This window comes from Saccharomonospora xinjiangensis XJ-54 (assembly GCF_000258175.1).
Taxonomy (GTDB): domain Bacteria; phylum Actinomycetota; class Actinomycetes; order Mycobacteriales; family Pseudonocardiaceae; genus Saccharomonospora; species Saccharomonospora xinjiangensis.
On record NZ_JH636049.1, the window covers coordinates 3,904,766 to 3,922,822 of the forward strand.

At 66.1% G+C, this 18,057-nt stretch carries 14 protein-coding genes and 1 rRNA gene; 13 read left to right on the forward strand and 2 right to left on the reverse strand.

Going from position 1 to position 18,057, the window contains the following annotated elements:
• The first annotated feature begins 45 nt into the window (after positions 1 to 45).
• Both pheS and pheT read left to right on the forward strand, forming a co-directional pair.
• On the forward strand, positions 46 to 1,113 hold the full coding sequence (gene pheS / locus SACXIDRAFT_RS17700) for a phenylalanine--tRNA ligase subunit alpha (RefSeq protein ID WP_006240000.1): 1,068 nt from the start codon (positions 46 to 48) through the stop codon (positions 1,111 to 1,113).
• 215 nt (positions 1,114 to 1,328) lie between these two features.
• Positions 1,329 to 3,848: a phenylalanine--tRNA ligase subunit beta gene (gene pheT, locus SACXIDRAFT_RS17705; RefSeq protein ID WP_006240001.1), complete on the forward strand. Its 2,520-nt coding sequence runs from the start codon at positions 1,329 to 1,331 to the stop codon at positions 3,846 to 3,848.
• A gap of 38 nt (positions 3,849 to 3,886) precedes the next feature.
• On the opposite strand, the gene SACXIDRAFT_RS17710 is transcribed toward pheT, so the two are convergent.
• Positions 3,887 to 4,654 carry a DNA alkylation repair protein gene (locus tag SACXIDRAFT_RS17710; RefSeq protein ID WP_006240002.1) on the reverse strand — a complete coding sequence of 256 codons (768 nt, stop codon included), beginning with the start codon at positions 4,652 to 4,654 and terminating at the stop codon, positions 3,887 to 3,889.
• Positions 4,655 to 4,721: 67 nt separating this feature from the next.
• Between SACXIDRAFT_RS17710 and argC the strand changes: the two genes are divergently transcribed.
• The 9 genes from argC (at position 4,722) to SACXIDRAFT_RS17755 (ending at position 13,877) form a co-directional block, all read left to right on the forward strand.
• A complete protein-coding gene (gene argC, locus SACXIDRAFT_RS17715) occupies positions 4,722 to 5,750 on the forward strand; it encodes an N-acetyl-gamma-glutamyl-phosphate reductase (RefSeq protein ID WP_006240003.1) in 1,029 nt (342 codons plus the stop codon).
• A gap of 31 nt (positions 5,751 to 5,781) precedes the next feature.
• Positions 5,782 to 6,933 carry a bifunctional glutamate N-acetyltransferase/amino-acid acetyltransferase ArgJ gene (gene argJ, locus SACXIDRAFT_RS17720; protein ID WP_006240004.1) on the forward strand — a complete coding sequence of 384 codons (1,152 nt, stop codon included), beginning with the start codon at positions 5,782 to 5,784 and terminating at the stop codon, positions 6,931 to 6,933.
• A complete protein-coding gene (gene argB, locus SACXIDRAFT_RS17725; RefSeq protein WP_006240005.1) occupies positions 6,930 to 7,862 on the forward strand; it encodes an acetylglutamate kinase in 933 nt (310 codons plus the stop codon). Before argJ ends, argB begins: the two co-directional genes overlap by 4 nt.
• Positions 7,846 to 9,039 (forward strand): acetylornithine transaminase, encoded by a 1,194-nt coding sequence (locus tag SACXIDRAFT_RS17730; RefSeq protein ID WP_006240006.1) that lies wholly within the window; start codon positions 7,846 to 7,848, stop codon positions 9,037 to 9,039. Before argB ends, SACXIDRAFT_RS17730 begins: the two co-directional genes overlap by 17 nt.
• Before the next feature lies 1 nt (position 9,040).
• Positions 9,041 to 9,964 carry an ornithine carbamoyltransferase gene (argF, locus tag SACXIDRAFT_RS17735; protein ID WP_006240007.1) on the forward strand — a complete coding sequence of 308 codons (924 nt, stop codon included), beginning with the start codon at positions 9,041 to 9,043 and terminating at the stop codon, positions 9,962 to 9,964.
• Positions 9,964 to 10,521 carry an arginine repressor gene (locus tag SACXIDRAFT_RS17740; RefSeq protein ID WP_006240008.1) on the forward strand — a complete coding sequence of 186 codons (558 nt, stop codon included), beginning with the start codon at positions 9,964 to 9,966 and terminating at the stop codon, positions 10,519 to 10,521. Before argF ends, SACXIDRAFT_RS17740 begins: the two co-directional genes overlap by 1 nt.
• Complete coding sequence (locus SACXIDRAFT_RS17745) at positions 10,514 to 11,719, forward strand: argininosuccinate synthase (protein ID WP_006240009.1); 1,206 nt, start codon at positions 10,514 to 10,516, stop codon at positions 11,717 to 11,719. Before SACXIDRAFT_RS17740 ends, SACXIDRAFT_RS17745 begins: the two co-directional genes overlap by 8 nt.
• A 77-nt stretch (positions 11,720 to 11,796) precedes the next feature.
• Positions 11,797 to 13,194: an argininosuccinate lyase gene (argH, locus tag SACXIDRAFT_RS17750; protein ID WP_006240010.1), complete on the forward strand. Its 1,398-nt coding sequence runs from the start codon at positions 11,797 to 11,799 to the stop codon at positions 13,192 to 13,194.
• A gap of 50 nt (positions 13,195 to 13,244) precedes the next feature.
• Positions 13,245 to 13,877 (forward strand): DNA-3-methyladenine glycosylase, encoded by a 633-nt coding sequence (locus SACXIDRAFT_RS17755; protein ID WP_006240011.1) that lies wholly within the window; start codon positions 13,245 to 13,247, stop codon positions 13,875 to 13,877.
• A gap of 17 nt (positions 13,878 to 13,894) precedes the next feature.
• Here SACXIDRAFT_RS17755 and SACXIDRAFT_RS17760 read toward each other — a convergent pair whose 3' ends face one another.
• Entirely contained in the window at positions 13,895 to 14,701 is an 807-nt protein-coding gene (locus SACXIDRAFT_RS17760) for a nucleotidyltransferase domain-containing protein (RefSeq protein WP_006240012.1), read from the reverse strand.
• 59 nt (positions 14,702 to 14,760) lie between these two features.
• Between SACXIDRAFT_RS17760 and tyrS the strand changes: the two genes are divergently transcribed.
• Both tyrS and SACXIDRAFT_RS17770 read left to right on the forward strand, forming a co-directional pair.
• Entirely contained in the window at positions 14,761 to 16,035 is a 1,275-nt protein-coding gene (gene tyrS / locus SACXIDRAFT_RS17765; protein ID WP_006240013.1) for a tyrosine--tRNA ligase, read from the forward strand.
• A 459-nt stretch (positions 16,036 to 16,494) separates the two neighbouring features.
• A 16S ribosomal RNA gene (locus SACXIDRAFT_RS17770) occupies positions 16,495 to 18,019 on the forward strand.
• Positions 18,020 to 18,057: the final 38 nt, after the last annotated feature.

The following is an 18,057-nucleotide window of genomic DNA, read 5'->3' on the forward strand; positions in this document are numbered from 1 at the left end:
GCTCGCGTACAGCCCTTTCAACGTGGAGCGGACGTTCGAGGAGCTATGTCCGAAGCCTTGGAGAATCAGGAGCCGGAGTCGGCAGACAGGGTCGCGCCCGAGACGTTGAGGGCGGCCGTCGATGCGGCGAGGAACGAGTTCGCGGCTGCCGCGGATCTGGATGCCCTTGCCGCGGTGAAGCCGTCGCACTTCGGCGACCAGGCCCCGCTGTCGCTCGCCCGCAGGGCCATCGGAAAGCTCCCCAAGGAGCGGAAGTCCGAGGCGGGCAAGCTGGTCAATCAGGCTCGCCAGGAGGTGCAGGCCGCGTTCGACGAACGTCGTGCCGCTCTTCAGGCCGAGCGTGACGAACGGGTGCTGCGCGAGGAAGCGGTTGACGTGACCTTGCCGTGGGACCGGGTGCCGCGAGGAGCCCGTCACCCCGTCAGCATGATCGCCGAGCAGGTCGCCGACGTGTTCGTCGCGATGGGATACGAGGTGGCCGAGGGGCCGGAGCTCGAAGCCGAGTGGTTCAACTTCGACGCCCTGAACTTCGGCAAGGACCATCCGGCGCGCCGGATGGCCGACACGTTCTACGCGGGCCCGGAGGGCTCCAACCTGGTGCTGCGCACCCACACCTCACCGGTGCAGGCGCGGGCGTTGCTGCACAGGGAACTGCCGGTGTACGTCGTGTGTCCCGGCCGGACGTTCCGTACCGACGAGCTCGACGCCACCCACACACCCGTGTTCCACCAGGTCGAGGGCCTCGCCGTGGACAAGGGGCTCACGATGGCGCATCTGCGGGGCACTCTGGACGCGTTCGCGAAAGCCATGTTCGGCGAGGAATCGGGCACGCGGTTCCGGCCGCACTTCTTCCCCTTCACGGAACCCTCCGCCGAGGTGGATGTGTGGTTCCCGGAGAAGAAGGGCGGCCCCGGCTGGGTCGAGTGGGGCGGTTGCGGCATGGTCAACCCGAACGTGCTCAGGGCGTGCGGCATCGACCCCGACGTGTACTCGGGCTTCGCCTTCGGCATGGGGCTCGAGCGCACCCTCATGTTCCGCAACGGCATCCCCGACATGCGCGACATGGTGGAGGGCGACGTGAGGTTCACTCTGCCCTTCGGAACGGAGGCGTGAATGGCGCAGGATCGCAGGGTGCGTGATTCGCGCCGACCGGGTGCGGGTGTCCCGCGGGGAACGGAGGCGGGAATGGCACAGGATCGGGCGGTGTGTCGTTCGCGCCGACCGGGTGCGGGTGTCCCGCGGGGAACGGAGGCGGGAATGGCACAGGATCGGGCGGTGTGTCGTTCGCGCCGACCGGGTGCGGGTGTCCCGCAGGGAACGGAGGCGTGATGAAGGTTCCGGCCAGCTGGTTGAGGGAGCACCTCGAACTCGGCGAGGACGTCACGAACGACGACATCGCGAACGCCTTCGTGAACCTGGGTATCGAGGTCGAGGGCGTCGAGGCCGTCGGTGAGATCACGGGCCCGCTCGTCATCGGGCGCGTCGTCGAGATCGAGGAACTCACCGGTTTCAAGAAGCCCATCCGGTACTGCCGGGTCGATGTCGGTGGCACGGAGGAGGCCGAGAGCGCCGAGGACATCGATCCCACGAAGCCGCCCACCAACGGCATCGTCTGCGGAGCGACGAACTTCGCCGAGGGTGACCTCGTGGTGGTCGCGCTGCCGGGTGCCGTGTTGCCGGGTGGCTTCGCGATCTCCGCTCGCAAGACGTACGGCCATGTCAGCGAGGGCATGATCTGCTCCGTCCGGGAACTCGGGATCGGAGAGGATCACGGTGGGATCCTGGTGTTGCCGTCGGGTACGGCAGACCCGGGTGACGACGCCCGCGAGGTGCTCGATCTCGTGGACGCGGTGTTCGAGCTGACACCCACCCCTGATCTCGGGCACACCTTGTCGGTGCGTGGTCTTGCGCGGGAGCTGGCTTGCGCGTTCGACGTGCCTTACGGCGACCCGGCGAATGTGGACGTCCCCGAGGGCGAGGGTGACGCATGGCCTGTTCGGATCGAGGATCCACAGGGCTGCCGCCGTTTCGTGCTGCGCAGGGTGACGAATCTCGACGCGGGCGCGCCGACCCCGTGGTGGATTCAGCGTCGCCTGTTGCTCGCCGGAATGCGGCCGATCTCTCTCGCCGTTGACGTCACGAACTACGTGATGCTGGAGCTCGGGCACCCGTTGCATGCCTTCGACACGAACTCCGTGCAAGGTGATCTCGTCATCCGTCGCGCGAAGCCGGGTGAGACGCTGACAACGCTGGACGACGTCGAGCGCACACTCGACCCGGATGACGTGGTGATCGCGGACGACAGCGGGGTCATCTCGCTTGCGGGCACCATGGGCGGTGCGGGTACGGAGATTCACGGCGAGAGCACCGACGTGCTGCTGGAAGCCGCGCATTGGGACCCCGGTTCCATCAGCAGAACGGCTCGTAGGCACAACCTGTTCTCGGAGGCGGCGCGCAGGTTCGAGCGGTTCACCGATCCGGAACTGTGCGCGGTCGCGGTGGAGGTGGCTGCCAGGCTGCTGCGCAGGTACGGCGACGGCAGTATCCGCCCAGGGCGAACCGACGAAGGGCGCGTGGAGGCGCCTCTGCCGATCACCATGCCGATCAGCCTTCCCGATCGGGTCGCGGGCGTGCGATTCGATCGCGGTGTCACGGTGCGCAGGCTTACGCAGATTGGCTGCAAGGTCGCGGTGGGCACGGGTGACGACGGCACCGCCGTGGTCACCGCAGTGCCGCCGAGCTGGCGCGGGGACCTCTCTCAGGCGGCCGACCTCGTCGAAGAGGTTCTGCGGTTGGAGGGGTACGACACCATCCCGTCGGTCCTGCCCGCCGCTCCGGCGGGGCGCGGACTGACGGCGGCGCAGCGTCGGCGGCGATCGGTCTCGCGCACTCTCGCCGAGGCCGGTTACGTCGAGGTTCTGCCGTTCCCGTTCGTTCCGGCCACGGTGTGGGACGACCTCGGTCTGTCCGACGACGATCCACGCAGGCATTCGGTGCCCGTGCTGAACCCACTGGAGTCGGACAAGAACCAGCTGACGACCACGTTGCTTCCGGGCTTGCTTGACGTGTTGCAGCGCAACCTCTCACGTGGATTCCGTGACGTCGCGCTCTACCACGTCGGCCAGGTTGTGCGTCCGGGCCCCGAGCAGATCGGCGCACCCGATCCCGGTGTGGAACAGAGGCCGTCCGACGAGGAACTTGCCGCGCTGGAGCAGGCGGTTCCCGACCAGCCTTTGCATGTGGCTGTCGTGCTGACCGGCGAGCTGCGGCGATCCGGTTGGTGGGGCAAGGGAGAGCCCGCCATGTGGGCTGACGCCGTTCAGGCCGCACGGCTCGTCGGTGCCGTGTCCGGCGTGGAGATCGACATCGAGTCGGCGGATGTCATGCCGTGGCATCCCGGTCGATGTGCACGGCTTTTGGTGGAGGGCCGCACGATCGGGTACGCCGGTGAGCTGCATCCCAAGGTGGTCGAGAAACTCGGACTGCCGAAGCGCACGGCTGTGATGGAGCTGAACCTCGACGCGATTCCGGTGGTCGATCGCAGACCCGCACCGTCGATCTCGCCGTTCCCGCCGGTTCTGCTGGATGTGGCACTGGTCGTTGACGACGAAGTTTCCGCAGCCGATCTCGCTGCCGCTCTGCGTGACGGCGCGGGTGAACTCGTGGAGGACATCGCGTTGTTCGACCTTTATGCGGGTGAGCAGATCGGTGAGGGCAAGCGGTCTTTGGCGTATGCGATGCGGTTCCGCGCACCTGACCGTACGTTGACGGTCGAGGAGGCCACGAAGGCTCGTGACGCCGCTGTTGCGGTGGCGGGCGAGCGTTTCGGCGCGGTGCTGCGCGCTTGATGCGGTGACGTGGTCGCGCTCGTCACGGCGCGACCACGTCACCGTCGCCTGAGTGCTTCCTTTCTTGACAGCGGTGACAGGCCAGGGTGATCGGCGACGAAGTCTTCCACCCATCGCGTGTCGGTTCTCGCGTACTGCCTGAGCGCCCAGCCGATGGCCTTGCGCAGGAAGAAGCTGGGCTCGTCGAGATTCGCTTCGATGCAGTCGTTCAGCAGGGCGGGGTCGGTGCTGGCTCCCGACGCGTTCTGGCTGAGCAGGGCCGCGCGGCGTTTCCACGGGTCGGGGGCGTGTGCCCAGTGCCGGAGGACGGGGGCCACGGTGGCGAAGTGCTGTCGTAGGAGAGGGCCGATGCGGTTGATGGCGATCTCATCGACGAAGTCCCACCATGCACCCGTCACGATGAGGTGCTCGTAGAGGGGAAGTAGGTCCGGGGCCTGCCAGTGGGCGACGGCGCGGTGACCGGTGAGATCGATCGCGACGTAGCGCTCTTCCCTGTAGGTGGCGTCGTCCCAGAGCCGGAGCACCGTCTGCAGCCAGGTGTTCCTGTCCCGGAACGGCAACTCGCGGGTGATCCTGCGGGCGAGGCCACGCCGTTGAGGCGTCCGCACACCTCTGAAGGGCATGTCGGATTTCATGTAGCGCTGCATGGCGGGAGCACTCCGCGGGTCGGCGAGTGCGGCCAGCCCGTCCCGGACGGCGGTCACCACAGCGGTGACCTCGTCGCTTTCAGGTGTGTTCTGTATTGGCACGAAGTCACCCGTTTCGGGAACTGCGAGGGGGATGGCGCGGGCGATACTATCGAACATATGAGCGAATGTCTCGGCTTGGGATCCCCGATTGATTGGATTTGCATGATGATGCATAATTATTCGCATGACGGTGAAGGCAGCGGTGGCCGGTGCGACCGGCTACGCGGGTGGAGAGCTACTGCGGCTCTTGCTCGCGCACCCGGACGTCGAGATCGGCGCACTCACAGCCGCGAGTAGCGCGGGAACCTCGCTCGGGGCACACCAACCGCATCTCGGTCCGCTTGCCGACCGTCTTGTCCAGAAGACCACAGCCGCCACGCTGACGGGTCACGACGTGGTGTTCCTCGCTCTGCCCCACGGGCACTCCGGTGGGATCGCCGCCGAGCTGGGCCGGAACACCCTTGTGATCGACCTCGGGGCCGACCATCGGCTGAAGAACTCTTCCGACTGGGAGCAGTGGTACGGCAACGAGCACGCCGGCACGTGGCCCTATGGGCTGCCGGAGCTGCCAGGCGGGCGCGAGCGTCTGCGCGGCGCGACCCGCATTGCCGTGCCTGGTTGTTTCCCGACGGGTGGATCGCTCGCGTTGGCACCGGCGATCGCGTCTGGTCTGGTGAAGCCGGAGGTGACAATCGTCTCGATCACCGGGACGTCGGGTGCGGGCAGGAGTCTCAAACCGCACTTGCTCGGGTCCGAGGTGATGGGCTCCGCCAGCGCGTACGGAGTCGGGGGAGCGCACCGGCACACGCCTGAGTTCGTTCAGAACCTCAGCGCGGTCGCGGACGGTCCGGTCACCGTGTCGTTCACCCCGGTGCTCGCCCCGATGCCGCGCGGCATTCTCACCACGGCCAGCGCTCCACTCAGCGGGGAGACGGGTCTGGACGCGGTACGGAGCGTTTACGACAAGGCCTACGGTGACGAACCCTTCGTTTCGCTCCTGCCGGAAGGCGTGTGGCCGACGACGGCAGCCACGGTCGGATCGAACATGGTCCACCTCCAGGTCGGGGTGGACAGCTCAGCAGGCCGTCTTGTCGTGGTCTCCGCGATCGACAACCTCACCAAAGGCACGGCAGGAGGTGCCGTGCAGTCCATGAACATCGCCCTCGGGCTCCCGGAAACCGCCGGGCTGCCGATGACAGGAGTCGCACCATGAGGTCCGCTTCGGGTCCAGCGGAGGTAGGCGCATGACCGTCACCTCACCTCGGGGATTCCGCGCCGCAGGCGTTGCCGCCGGGCTCAAGGCCAGCGGCAGGCCGGATGTCGCACTTGTGGTCAACGACGGCCCTTCCGACGTAGCCGCGGCCGTGTTCACGACCAACCGCTGTAAGGCGAATCCGGTGCTGTGGAGCGAGCAGGTCATGGCCGACCGCAGTGCGAAGGCCGTCGTGCTCAACTCAGGGGGCGCCAACTGTTACACCGGTCCCGCCGGATTCCAGACCACTCACGCGTCGGCGGAGCTGGTCGCGGAGCGGCTGGGGCTCGGTGCTATCGACGTCGTCGTCTGCTCGACCGGCCTGATCGGCGAGAAACTCGACCGCGAGGCGTTGAACACCGGCATCGAGGCGGCAGTGAAAGCGTTGTCGGTGGAGGGTGGCTCCTCGGCAGCCGAAGCCATCATGACCACGGACACCCGCAGCAAGCAGGTGGTACGCGAAGGTCCTGGTTACACGGTCGGCGGGATGGCGAAGGGCGCAGGCATGCTCGCGCCCGCACTCGCCACGATGCTCGTCGTGATCACTACCGACGCCGCGGTCGATGCCGAGACGGCCGACCGGGCGTTGCGTGCCGCTACGCGCGCGACCTTCGATCGGCTCGACTCCGACGGTTGCATGTCCACCAACGACACCGTGTTATTGATGTGCAACGGTGCGTCCGGCACGGAGCCGGACGCGGGGGAGTTCACGTCGTTGCTCACCTCCACCTGTCACGACCTCGCGATGCAGTTGCTCGGTGACGCGGAGGGTTCCGAACACGACATCACGATTGACGTGGTCAACGCCGCGACGGAGGACGACGCGCTCGCGGTGGGCAGGGCGATCGCGCGGAGCAACCTGTTCAAGACCGCGGTGTTCGGCAAGGACCCGAACTGGGGTCGCATTCTCGCCGCGGTGGGAACGACAGACGCCACCTTCGAGCCGTCGGCACTGGATGTTGCGTTCAACGGTGTGTGGATCTGCCGGGGTGGCGAACCGGGCGAACCCAGGGACGCCGTGGACCTCTCGGCCCGTGAGGTCACCGTCACCGTGGACCTCAAGGCGGGCGATGAGGCGGCGACGATCTGGACCAACGACCTCACCCACGCCTATGTGCACGAGAACTCGGCGTACTCGACATGACACACACGAATTCTCTTGTACCGGCCGACGAACGACTGACCGCCGCCGCGGAGAAGGCCGGAGTGCTCATCGAAGCACTCCCCTGGCTCCAACGCTTCCACGGTGCCACGGTCGTCGTGAAGTACGGCGGCAACGCGATGATCGACGACGAATTGAAGAAGGCGTTCGCGCAGGACATGGTGTTCCTGCGCATCGCGGGGCTGCGGCCGGTCGTCGTCCACGGTGGCGGACCACAGATCACCGCCATGCTCGACCGGCTCGGAATCGACGGACAGTTCAGGGGCGGGCTCCGAGTGACCACGCCCGAGACGATGGACATCGTTCGGATGGTCCTGGTCGGTCAGGTGAGTCGCGAACTGGTGGGACTCGTCAACGCTCACGGCCCCTACGCCGTGGGCATCTCGGGCGAGGACGCCCACCTCTTCACCGCGGAACGCAAGAAAGCCACGGTGGACGGTGAACAGGTCGATATCGGGCTGGTCGGTGAGGTCGTCGGCGTCAACCCGGACGCGGTCCTCGACATCGTGAACGCGGGCCGGATCCCGGTGGTGTCCACCGTGGCACCGGACGCCGACGGCGTGGTCCACAACGTCAACGCCGATACGGCTGCCGGCGCGCTCGCCGCGGCACTGCACGCGGAGAAACTCGTCGTGCTGACCGACGTGGAAGGCCTCTACGCGGACTGGCCCGACCGCTCGTCGCTCGTGGACCGTATCGGGGCGAACGATCTCGAAGAGCTTCTGCCGCGCCTGGCAAGCGGGATGATCCCGAAGATGGAGGCATGTCTGCGGGCTGTCCGAGGTGGTGTGCGACGAGCGCACGTCATCGACGGCAGACTCGCGCACTCGGTGTTGCTCGAGGTCTTCACGTCGCGTGGCGTCGGCACGATGGTACTTCCGGACGAGGGGGACGATGACGGTGTCCAATGAGGACTCTCAGCTTCGGTGGCGTTCCGCCATGATGAACAACTACGGCACCCCTGCGGTGCATCTCGTCCGGGGCGAGGGGGCCGTGGTGTGGGACGCCGACGGTCGCCAGTATCTCGATTTCGTGACGGGTATCGCGGTCAACGCGCTCGGGCACGCACATCCCGCCGTGGTGTCGGCGGTGACGAGTCAGATCTCCACCATCGGCCACACATCGAACCTCTACCTCAACGAGCCTGCGCTGGCACTGGCCGAGCGGCTTCTCGACCTGTCGGGGTTCGACGACGGCAGGGTGTTCTTCTGCAATTCCGGCGCCGAGGCCGTCGAGGCGGCGTTCAAGCTCGCCCGGCGCACGGGCAGGCGAACGGTCGTGTCCACCGAGGGCGGATTCCACGGACGCACGATGGGTGCGCTGGCGTTGACAGGGCAGCCTGCCAAACGCGTGCCCTTCGAGCCGCTGGTTCCGGGCGTGCGGCATGTGCCCTACGGCGATGTCACAGCGTTGGAGAGTGCGATCGACTCCGACACGGCGGCCTTCGTGGTGGAACCGGTCCAGGGTGAGAACGGTGTGGTGGTGCCAGGCGACGATTACCTCGTGGCGGCAAGGGAGATCACCAGCCGGCACGGCGCCCTCCTCGTCGTGGACGAGGTCCAGACCGGCATCGGCAGGCTGGGTAGTTGGTTCGCCTATCAGCGGGCGGGGATCCGGCCCGACATCGTGACCTTGGCGAAGGGCCTCGGCGGCGGGTTGCCACTCGGTGCCTGCCTGGCGTTCGGCGAGGCCGCGAACCTATTCGAGCCTGGACAGCATGGCACCACGTTCGGCGGGAACCCGGTCTGCTGTGCCGCAGGGCTCGCGGTACTCGACACCATCGCGGCGGACGGTTTGCTCGAACACGCCGCAGCCCTCGGCAAGGAGATCACCGCGGGAGTGGAACGCATCGACCACCCGCTGGTGCGGACAGTGCGAGGCGTTGGCCTGCTGCTCGGTGTCGTGCTGAACAGTGGCGTGTCCTCGGCCGTCGCCGCAGCGGCCGGGCAAGCGGGTTTCCTCGTCAATCCGGTCCAGCCCGATGTGGTCAGGCTGGCGCCTCCGCTGATCGTGACGCGGGCGCAAGTCGATGCGCTGCTGGCAGCACTACCCCAGGCTCTCGACGCCGCCATTTCGAAGGACGACTGACATGCCACGCCACTTTCTCCGCGACGACGATCTCAGCCCTCACGAACAGGCCGAAGTTCTCGACCTCGCGACACAGCTCAAGCAACAGCCTTACGGCGACGCGCTGGCCGGTCCGAAGAGCGTCGCGGTGATCTTCGAGAAGAACTCCACACGCACTCGCTTCTCGTTCGAGGTGGGGATCGCGCAGCTGGGTGGTCATGCGGTGGTTGTTGACGGCCGCAGCATGCAGCTGGGTCGCGAGGAGACGATCGGCGACACTGCTCGCGTGCTGTCCCGGTACACCGATGCCGTGGTGTGGCGCACCTTCGCCCAGGAACGCATCGAGGAGTTCGCGGACGCGGCCACTGTTCCGGTCGTGAACGCACTCACCGACGAGTTCCATCCCTGCCAGGTTCTGTCCGACCTCTTCACGGTGCGCGAGCGCAAGGGCTCGCTGTCCGGCCTCACTCTGACCTACCTCGGCGACGGCGCCAACAACATGGCGCACTCCCTGCTGGTGGGTGGTGTCACCGCCGGAATGCACGTGCGGATCGCAGCTCCGGAGGGATTCCATCCCCTGCCGTGGGTGCTCGACGTCGCGGTGAAACGGGCAGAGGAGACAGGAGGGAGCGCCACCGTGTTCACCGATCCGTACGCGGCGGCGGATGGTGCCGATGTCGTGACCACGGACGCGTGGACCTCCATGGGCCAGGAGGGCGACGGCAAGGACCGCACGACGCCGTTCCTGCCGTACCAGGTGAACACCCATTTGCTCGGCAGGACGGGTAAGGACACCATCGTCTTGCATGATCTTCCTGCCCATCGCGGCATGGAGATCACCGACGAGGTGATCGACGGACCGGCCAGCGCGGTCTGGGACGAGGCGGAGAATCGCCTGCACGTTCAAAAAGCACTTCTGGTGTGGCTTTTGCGGCAGGAGCGATGATGACAACCCAATCCCACCGACCCGCCCCCACTGGCGGCATGAACCGCGCCCGGCGCCACGCGAGGATCACCGAGCTGGTGTCGAGCATGGCCATTCGCAGCCAGACGGAACTGGCGAAGTTGCTTGCCGCCGAAGGGATCGAGGTAACGCAGGCAACGTTGTCGCGAGACCTGGACGAGCTCGGCGCCGTGAAACTCAGGGGCGCGGACTCGGGCGCCCCGGTCTACGTGATTCCCGAGGACGGCAGCCCTGTGAAGGGCGTACAGGGAGGGACGACACGGCTGTCGAGGCTACTGGCCGAGTTCATGGTCTCGGTGGACGCCTCGGGGAATCTCATGGTGCTACGCACCCCTCCCGGTGCAGCGCAGTTTTTGGCCAGCGCCATCGACAGGGCAGCGTTGGACGAGGTCGTCGGCTCCATCGCCGGCGACGACACGATCGCGGTGATCGCCAGGGAACCGTTGTCGGGCAAGGAATTAGCCGAACGGTTCACCGCACTGGCACAGCGGTCGTCGAATGCGGAAACGAACGTGAGCGAGGAGAAGGACAATGTCTGAGCGGGTGGTGCTCGCCTATTCGGGCGGGCTCGACACCTCCGTGGCGATCGGTTGGATCGCTGAGGAGACCGGTGCGGAAGTGGTTGCGGTCGCCGTCGATCTCGGGCAGGGCGGTGAGGACCTGGAGACTATCCGCAAGCGCGCGCTCGACTGCGGCGCCGTGGAAGCGGTGGTCGCCGATGCGCGCGACGAGTTCGCCGACGAGTACTGCCTTCCCGCGCTACAGGCGAACGCACTGTACATGGATCGGTACCCACTGGTATCCGCGTTGTCCCGGCCCTTGATCGTCAAGCACCTTGCCGAGGCGGCCAAGTACCACGGGGCTACCACGGTGGCTCACGGCTGCACCGGCAAGGGCAACGACCAGGTCCGTTTCGAGGTGGGAATCGGTGCGCTCGCCCCCGATTTGAACGTACTGGCGCCTGTGCGTGACTTCGCGTGGACCCGGGAGAAGGCGATCGCCTACGCGGAAGAGCGCAATCTTCCGATCGACGTCACGAAGAAGTCGCCGTTCTCGATCGACCAGAACGTGTGGGGTCGTGCCGTGGAGACGGGAATCCTGGAGGATCTCTGGAACGAGCCTCCGAAGGAGGTCTACTCCTACACGCAGGACCCGACGGTTCACTTCCAGGCTCCCGACGAGGTGGTCATCACCTTCAAGAAGGGGGTTCCGGTGGCGATCGACGGCAAGGATGTCACCGTCCTCGAGGCGATCCAGGAGATGAACCGCCGCGCAGGAGCGCACGGCATCGGACGGCTCGACATGGTCGAGGACCGGCTGGTGGGCATCAAGAGCCGTGAGGTCTACGAGGCCCCAGGAGCCATCGCGCTGATCACCGCGCACCAGGAGCTGGAGAACGTCACGGTCGAGCGTGATCTGGCCCGCTTCAAGCGGCAGGTCGAGCAGCGCTGGGGCGAGCTGGTGTACGACGGCCTCTGGTTCTCGCCGTTGAAGGACGCACTCGACGGGTTCGTCGCCAAGGCCCAGGAACACGTGTCCGGGGACATCCGGATGATCCTGCACGGCGGCACCGCGACGGTCACCGGCCGGCGCAGCGACGAGTCGTTGTACGACTTCAACCTCGCCACCTACGACGAGGGTGACACGTTCGACCAGTCGCTGGCCAAGGGTTTCGTGCAGCTGTGGGGCCTACCCAGCAAGATCGCCGCGAAGCGGCAGCAGAGCAAGAACAACTGACGCGACGGCACGAGATGGTGGATCGCTCGGACACGGGCGCGAGTGATCCACCATCCGCTGTTTCTGGAGGGGACACGATGAAGCTGTGGGGTGGACGGTTCGATGGCGGACCGGCGGAGGCGATGGCTGCGCTGTCGGCATCGACCCATTTCGACTGGCGTCTGGCTCCTTACGACATCGCGGGTTCACGTGCCCACGCCCGCGTGCTCCACAGGGCAGGCTTGCTGACCGACAACGAACTCGACGGCATGCTGGCGGCGCTCGACCGCCTCGCGCAGGATGTGGAATCGGGTGCGTTCACACCGACTGTGGCCGATGAGGACGTGCACACGGCGCTGGAGCGGGGGCTGCTCGAACGCGCGGGGGAGGAACTCGGTGGAAAACTGCGGGCAGGCAGGTCCCGCAACGACCAGGTGGCGACTCTGTTCCGCATGTGGTTGCGAGACGCCGCTCGCCGGGTGACGTCCGGAACGCTCGACGTCGTGGACGCGCTCGTCGCGCAGGCGACCCGGCACTCCGGTGCGGTGCTCCCCGGCCGGACGCACCTGCAACACGCGCAACCTGTTCTGCTCGCGCATCACCTGCTCGCTCACGCACAGGCACTGCTTCGCGATGTCGGCCGGCTACAGGACTGGGACGCGCGTGCGGCCGAATCACCGTACGGATCGGGCGCGCTGGCGGGCTCGTCACTGGGTCTCGATCCCGAGGCCGTCGCCCACGAACTGGGTTTTCCGGCCTCGGTGGACAACTCGATCGACGGCACGGCGTCACGTGACTTCGCCGCCGAGTTCAGTTTCGCCGTCGCGATGCTCGGCGTGAATCTGTCGAGGATCGCCGAGGAAGTCATCATCTGGAACACCGCCGAGTTCGGTTACGTGACTCTCGACGACGCCTGGGCCACCGGCAGTTCCATCATGCCGCAGAAGAAGAACCCCGATGTGGCCGAACTGACCAGGGGCAAGGCCGGACGGCTGATCGGCAACCTCACGGGCCTGCTCGCCACGTTGAAGGCGCAGCCCCTCGCCTACAACCGTGACCTCCAGGAGGACAAGGAACCGGTCTTCGACTCCGTGGAGCAGTTGGAGCTGCTCCTTCCCGCCATCGCGGGGATGATCGCGACGCTGACCTTCCACACCGACCGCCTTGCCGAACTGGCGCCCGCAGGGTTCACACTCGCCACCGATATCGCCGAATGGCTGGTTCGGCAGGGTGTTCCTTTCCGCCGCGCACACGAGGCGGCGGGGGAGTGCGTCAGAGTGGCTGAGAGCAGGGACGTGGGCCTGGACCAGCTCACCGACGAGGAACTTGCCAAGATCAACCCGGCCCTGACGCCGGACGTCCGCGCGGTGATCAGCGTCCGTGGGTCTGTGGCATCCCGTGACTCGCGTGGTGGGACGGCTCCCGACCGGGTCGCCGAGCAGAGGGAACGGTTGGTGTCGCGCCTGGCCGATCTTCGTGCGTGGGCGACGCGGTAGGTGGTGCCTCCCACTACTCTGGTCGCGGCGATGTCGGCAAGAGGAGCGCGGTGACGGACGAAGTTGTGGCGGGACGTGTGGTCAGGCGGGAGGACCTCGCTGTCGATCCGGTTGACCTGGCTCTGAGCTTGCTGGGTTACGAGCTGGAGTCGCGCAGTGATCAGGGCACGGTGCGTGTACGTCTGGTCGAGGTGGAGGCGTACCGGGGCCTTGATGATCCCGCGTCCCACTGCTATCGCGGCCGGACCCCCCGCAACGAGGTGATGTGGGGCCCGGCGGGACATCTCTACGTCTACTTCGTCTATGGCATGCATTTCTGTGCGAACGTCGTCGGGCTGAACGACGGTGAACCCGGAGCGGTGTTGCTGCGCGCGGGGGAGGTCGTCGAGGGCAGGGAGCTGGCTCGGTCGCGGAGACCGACGGCACGCGGCGGTGGACTCGTCGCGAAGGGCCCCGCAGTGCTGACCTCCGTGCTGGGGCTCGACCGGGCCCACAACGGGCTCGACCTCACCGACCCGGATTCGCCGGTGCGTCTCCTGGCCGGCGAACCGGTTGGGGCGGAGCACATCAGGTCGGGTCCGCGGGTCGGGGTGGCGGCGGCCAAGGACGTGCCGTGGCGGTTCTGGATCGATGGCTCACCCGCGGTCAGCACGTACCGCCGCAACGGACGTGCCCGGCGTTGAGGGAATCATGGGCGTGCTCAGGCGCGCGGAGCTTTTCGTCCGTGTACCGCCTCGTACTCCGTGACGAGCCAACGGCCGAGGTCGTCGAGAAGTATTCGCATGACGTCCGCGTCCGCGCGTGAACCGAGGCCGGTCGTAGCCGCGAGACGAAACTGCTCGCTCCGTTCGGGGTAGTAGCGTGCAGTGATCTCCGCTGCGCGTCGCAGATCACTGGTCCAACCGCCCCAGCGCGGCATGACGAGGGTGAACGCCGTGCGCACGAGCCGTCGGCCGACTCGTCGTCCCAGCGTTTTGTGTTCGGCCTCCGTCCCGATTTGCCCCGCACGTTCCCGCCACTGAGGAAGCAGCAGGTGGAGGTCGCCGTTGGTCTCGCGCGCGAGCAGCGACGTGGGCCGGTACCGGGGCAGGTTCGCCGCGAGGTCCTCGCCAAGCAACGGGGTGCACAGGCACGCGACGAAGAACCCGCCGTCGTATCGTTCCCGTTCACTGAGTAGGTCGGGCGCGGAGGCGAGGCCGATGGCAGCGCCGTCGATCTGGTCGAACGCAGCGTCCAGGTCGTTCTCGATGGCCTGCACATCCGCGCGGTCGGAGTCGGCAGGTTCCTCCCGGAGCACCAGAAGCACGTCGAGATCCGACACCCCGGGCGTCGCTGTGCCTCGGGGCACACTGCCGTACAGGTAAGCGCTGTGCAACCGATCCGCTCCGAAGGTCGCGGCGATCCGGGCCCGCGCAGCCTCCACCACGGGCCGGAACGTGGGCGCGACGCGCGTGAGGGAGCCCTCGCGGGCGATCGTGCCGTCGGGTCTCAGTCCTCGGGAGTCCACCGAAGCAGTCTGCCGTCCCCAGGGCCGTGGTGTTCTGCGAGGTGAGGAGAATGGAAGTCGTGAGCGAGCACATTCTTGACGAGCTGTCCTGGCGCGGTCTCATCGCGCAGTCCACCGACCTCGATGCGTTGCGGCGAGATCTGGACAGTGGTCCGCTCGTCCTCTATGCGGGGTTCGACCCGACTGCACCGAGCCTGCACGCCGGGCACCTCGTGCAGATGCTCATGCTGCGGCGGTTCCAGAACGCAGGCCACCGGCCGGTCCTGCTCGCAGGAGGAGGAACGGGACTCATCGGTGACCCCAGGGATGTCGGTGAGCGTGTCCTGAACTCCGAGGACCAGGTGAGGGAGTGGGCGAGCAGGCTGCGCGGGCAGCTCGCCCGGTTCGTGGACTTCGACCACCCCGAGGTGCCGCCGATCGAGGTGAACAACCTCGACTGGCTCGGTTCGATGACGGTGCCGACATTCCTGCGCGACATCGGCAAGCACTTCTCGATCAACACGATGCTGGCGCGGGAGACCGTGAAGCGCAGGCTCGTAGGAGATGGCATCTCCTACACCGAGTTCAGCTACATGCTGCTCCAGGCGACCGATTACCGGGAGCTGTTCGATCGTTACGGCGTCCGGCTCCAGGTCGGCGGTTCCGATCAGTGGGGCAACATCGTGGCCGGCGTCGATCTCGTGCGCCGGATTCACGGTGCCCAGGTGCATGCGCTGACGACGCCGCTGATCACGGATTCGGAGGGGCGCAAGCTCGGCAAGTCCACCGGCGGCGGCAACGTGTGGCTCGACCCCGGCATGACTTCGCCGTACGCCTGGTACCAGTACTTCCTCAACCTTCCGGACGCCGACGTCGTGCGCTGCCTGAAGTTGCTCACCTTCCTCGACGAGGACGAGATCGGCGAGCTGGAGACCGCGACACGGGAGCGCCCTGCCGCACGGCAGGCGCAGCGGAGGCTCGCCGAGGAGCTGACCGACCTGGTCCACGGCCCCGAGCAGACCCGGCAGGTCGTCGCCGCGAGTCAGGCTCTGTTCGGGCGCGGTGACCTGCGGGAACTCACGGCGCCGACGTTGGACGCCGCCATGGCCGAGGTGCCCACGGGCGAGGTGAAGCTCGCCGAGAAGCCCACGATCATCGACCTTCTGGTGGCCGGTGGTCTGGTGGACAGCAAGGGGGCAGCTCGTCGCACGGTCAAGGAGGGCGGTGCTTACGTCAACAACACCAAGGTCACTGACGAGGAGTGGGTGCCGGACCTGTCGGACGCATTGCACGGGCGGTGGCTCGTCGTTCGGCGTGGCAAGAAGACCTTGGCCGGAGTCCGCGTCGCGGAGTGACAGCCCGCGAGCGTGAGCCAGGAAGGCCGCCGCCCCCCGCTCGAGCCGGGGATCGGCGGCCTTCGCTCTTTCGCCTGCGAATGAGTCCCTGACCTGCGAAGACGACGTTAAGGGGCCCCCCTGTTCGGGTGGGTTTTGGGGGCATGTAATCTTCTCTTCGTCGCCGGGGAGACCGGCCGGGTCCGGAAGGGGCCGGGCGGGGTACTCGGTGCGGGGATGGCGAACCAGGCTCCCACGGTTGTGGTAGAGTGGGCTTCCCCGGTTGGGTGTGGTTCTTCTTCATCATGTGGTTTTGGTGGTGGGGTTGGTCGCGCCCGGTGGCTGGGAAACAAGTTTCGGTGTGTTGTTTGAGAACTCAACAGTGTGCTAGTGGATTGTCGAGCTAGTAGTGCTCTTTTTTGAGCCCCTTTTTTGTGGGTTTCTTTGAGATGACTGATGAGTCGTCGGATCGAATATTCATTGTTGGAGAGTTTGATCCTGGCTCAGGACGAACGCTGGCGGCGTGCTTAACACATGCAAGTCGAACGCTGAAGCTCAGCTTGCTGGGTGGATGAGTGGCGAACGGGTGAGTAACACGTGGGTAATCTGCCCTGTACTCTGGGATAAGCCTGGGAAACTGGGTCTAATACCGGATAGGACACATCACCGCATGGTGGTGTGTGGAAAGTTCCGGCGGTACAGGTTGAGCCCGCGGCCTATCAGCTTGTTGGTGGGGTGATGGCCTACCAAGGCGACGACGGGTAGCCGGCCTGAGAGGGTGACCGGCCACACTGGGACTGAGACACGGCCCAGACTCCTACGGGAGGCAGCAGTGGGGAATATTGCACAATGGGCGCAAGCCTGATGCAGCGACGCCGCGTGGGGGATGACGGCCTTCGGGTTGTAAACCCCTTTCGCCCGGGACGAAGCGAAAGTGACGGTACCGGGAGAAGAAGCACCGGCCAACTACGTGCCAGCAGCCGCGGTAATACGTAGGGTGCAAGCGTTGTCCGGAATTATTGGGCGTAAAGAGCTCGTAGGCGGTGTGTCACGTCTGCCGTGAAAACCTGCGGCTTAACCGTGGGCGTGCGGTGGATACGGGCATCACTTGAGTTCGGTAGGGGAGACTGGAATTCCTGGTGTAGCGGTGGAATGCGCAGATATCAGGAGGAACACCGGTGGCGAAGGCGGGTCTCTGGGCCGAAACTGACGCTGAGGAGCGAAAGCGTGGGGAGCGAACAGGATTAGATACCCTGGTAGTCCACGCCGTAAACGTTGGGCGCTAGGTGTGGGGCGCTGTTCACGTGTCCCGTGCCGTAGCTAACGCATTAAGCGCCCCGCCTGGGGAGTACGGCCGCAAGGCTAAAAACTCAAAGGAATTGACGGGGGCCCGCACAAGCGGCGGAGCATGTGGATTAATTCGATGCAACGCGAAGAACCTTACCTGGGCTTGACATGCATCAGACGACTCCAGAGATGGGGTTTCCCTTGTGGCTGGTGCACAGGTGGTGCATGGCTGTCGTCAGCTCGTGTCGTGAGATGTTGGGTTAAGTCCCGCAACGAGCGCAACCCTTGTCCCATGTTGCCAGCGGGTAATGCCGGGGGACTCGTGGGAGACTGCCGGGGTCAACTCGGAGGAAGGTGGGGATGACGTCAAGTCATCATGCCCCTTATGTCCAGGGCTTCACACATGCTACAATGGCTGGTACAGAGGGTTGCGATACCGTGAGGTGGAGCGAATCCCTTAAAGCCAGTCTCAGTTCGGATCGCAGTCTGCAACTCGACTGCGTGAAGTCGGAGTCGCTAGTAATCGCAGATCAGCATTGCTGCGGTGAATACGTTCCCGGGCCTTGTACACACCGCCCGTCACGTCATGAAAGTCGGTAACACCCGAAGCCCATGGCCCAACCCTTCGGGGAGGGAGTGGTCGAAGGTGGGACTGGCGATTGGGACGAAGTCGTAACAAGGTAGCCGTACCGGAAGGTGCGGCTGGATCACCTCCTTTCTAAGGAGTTTTCTCGCTCGTTGAGAGCCTTAGATGTG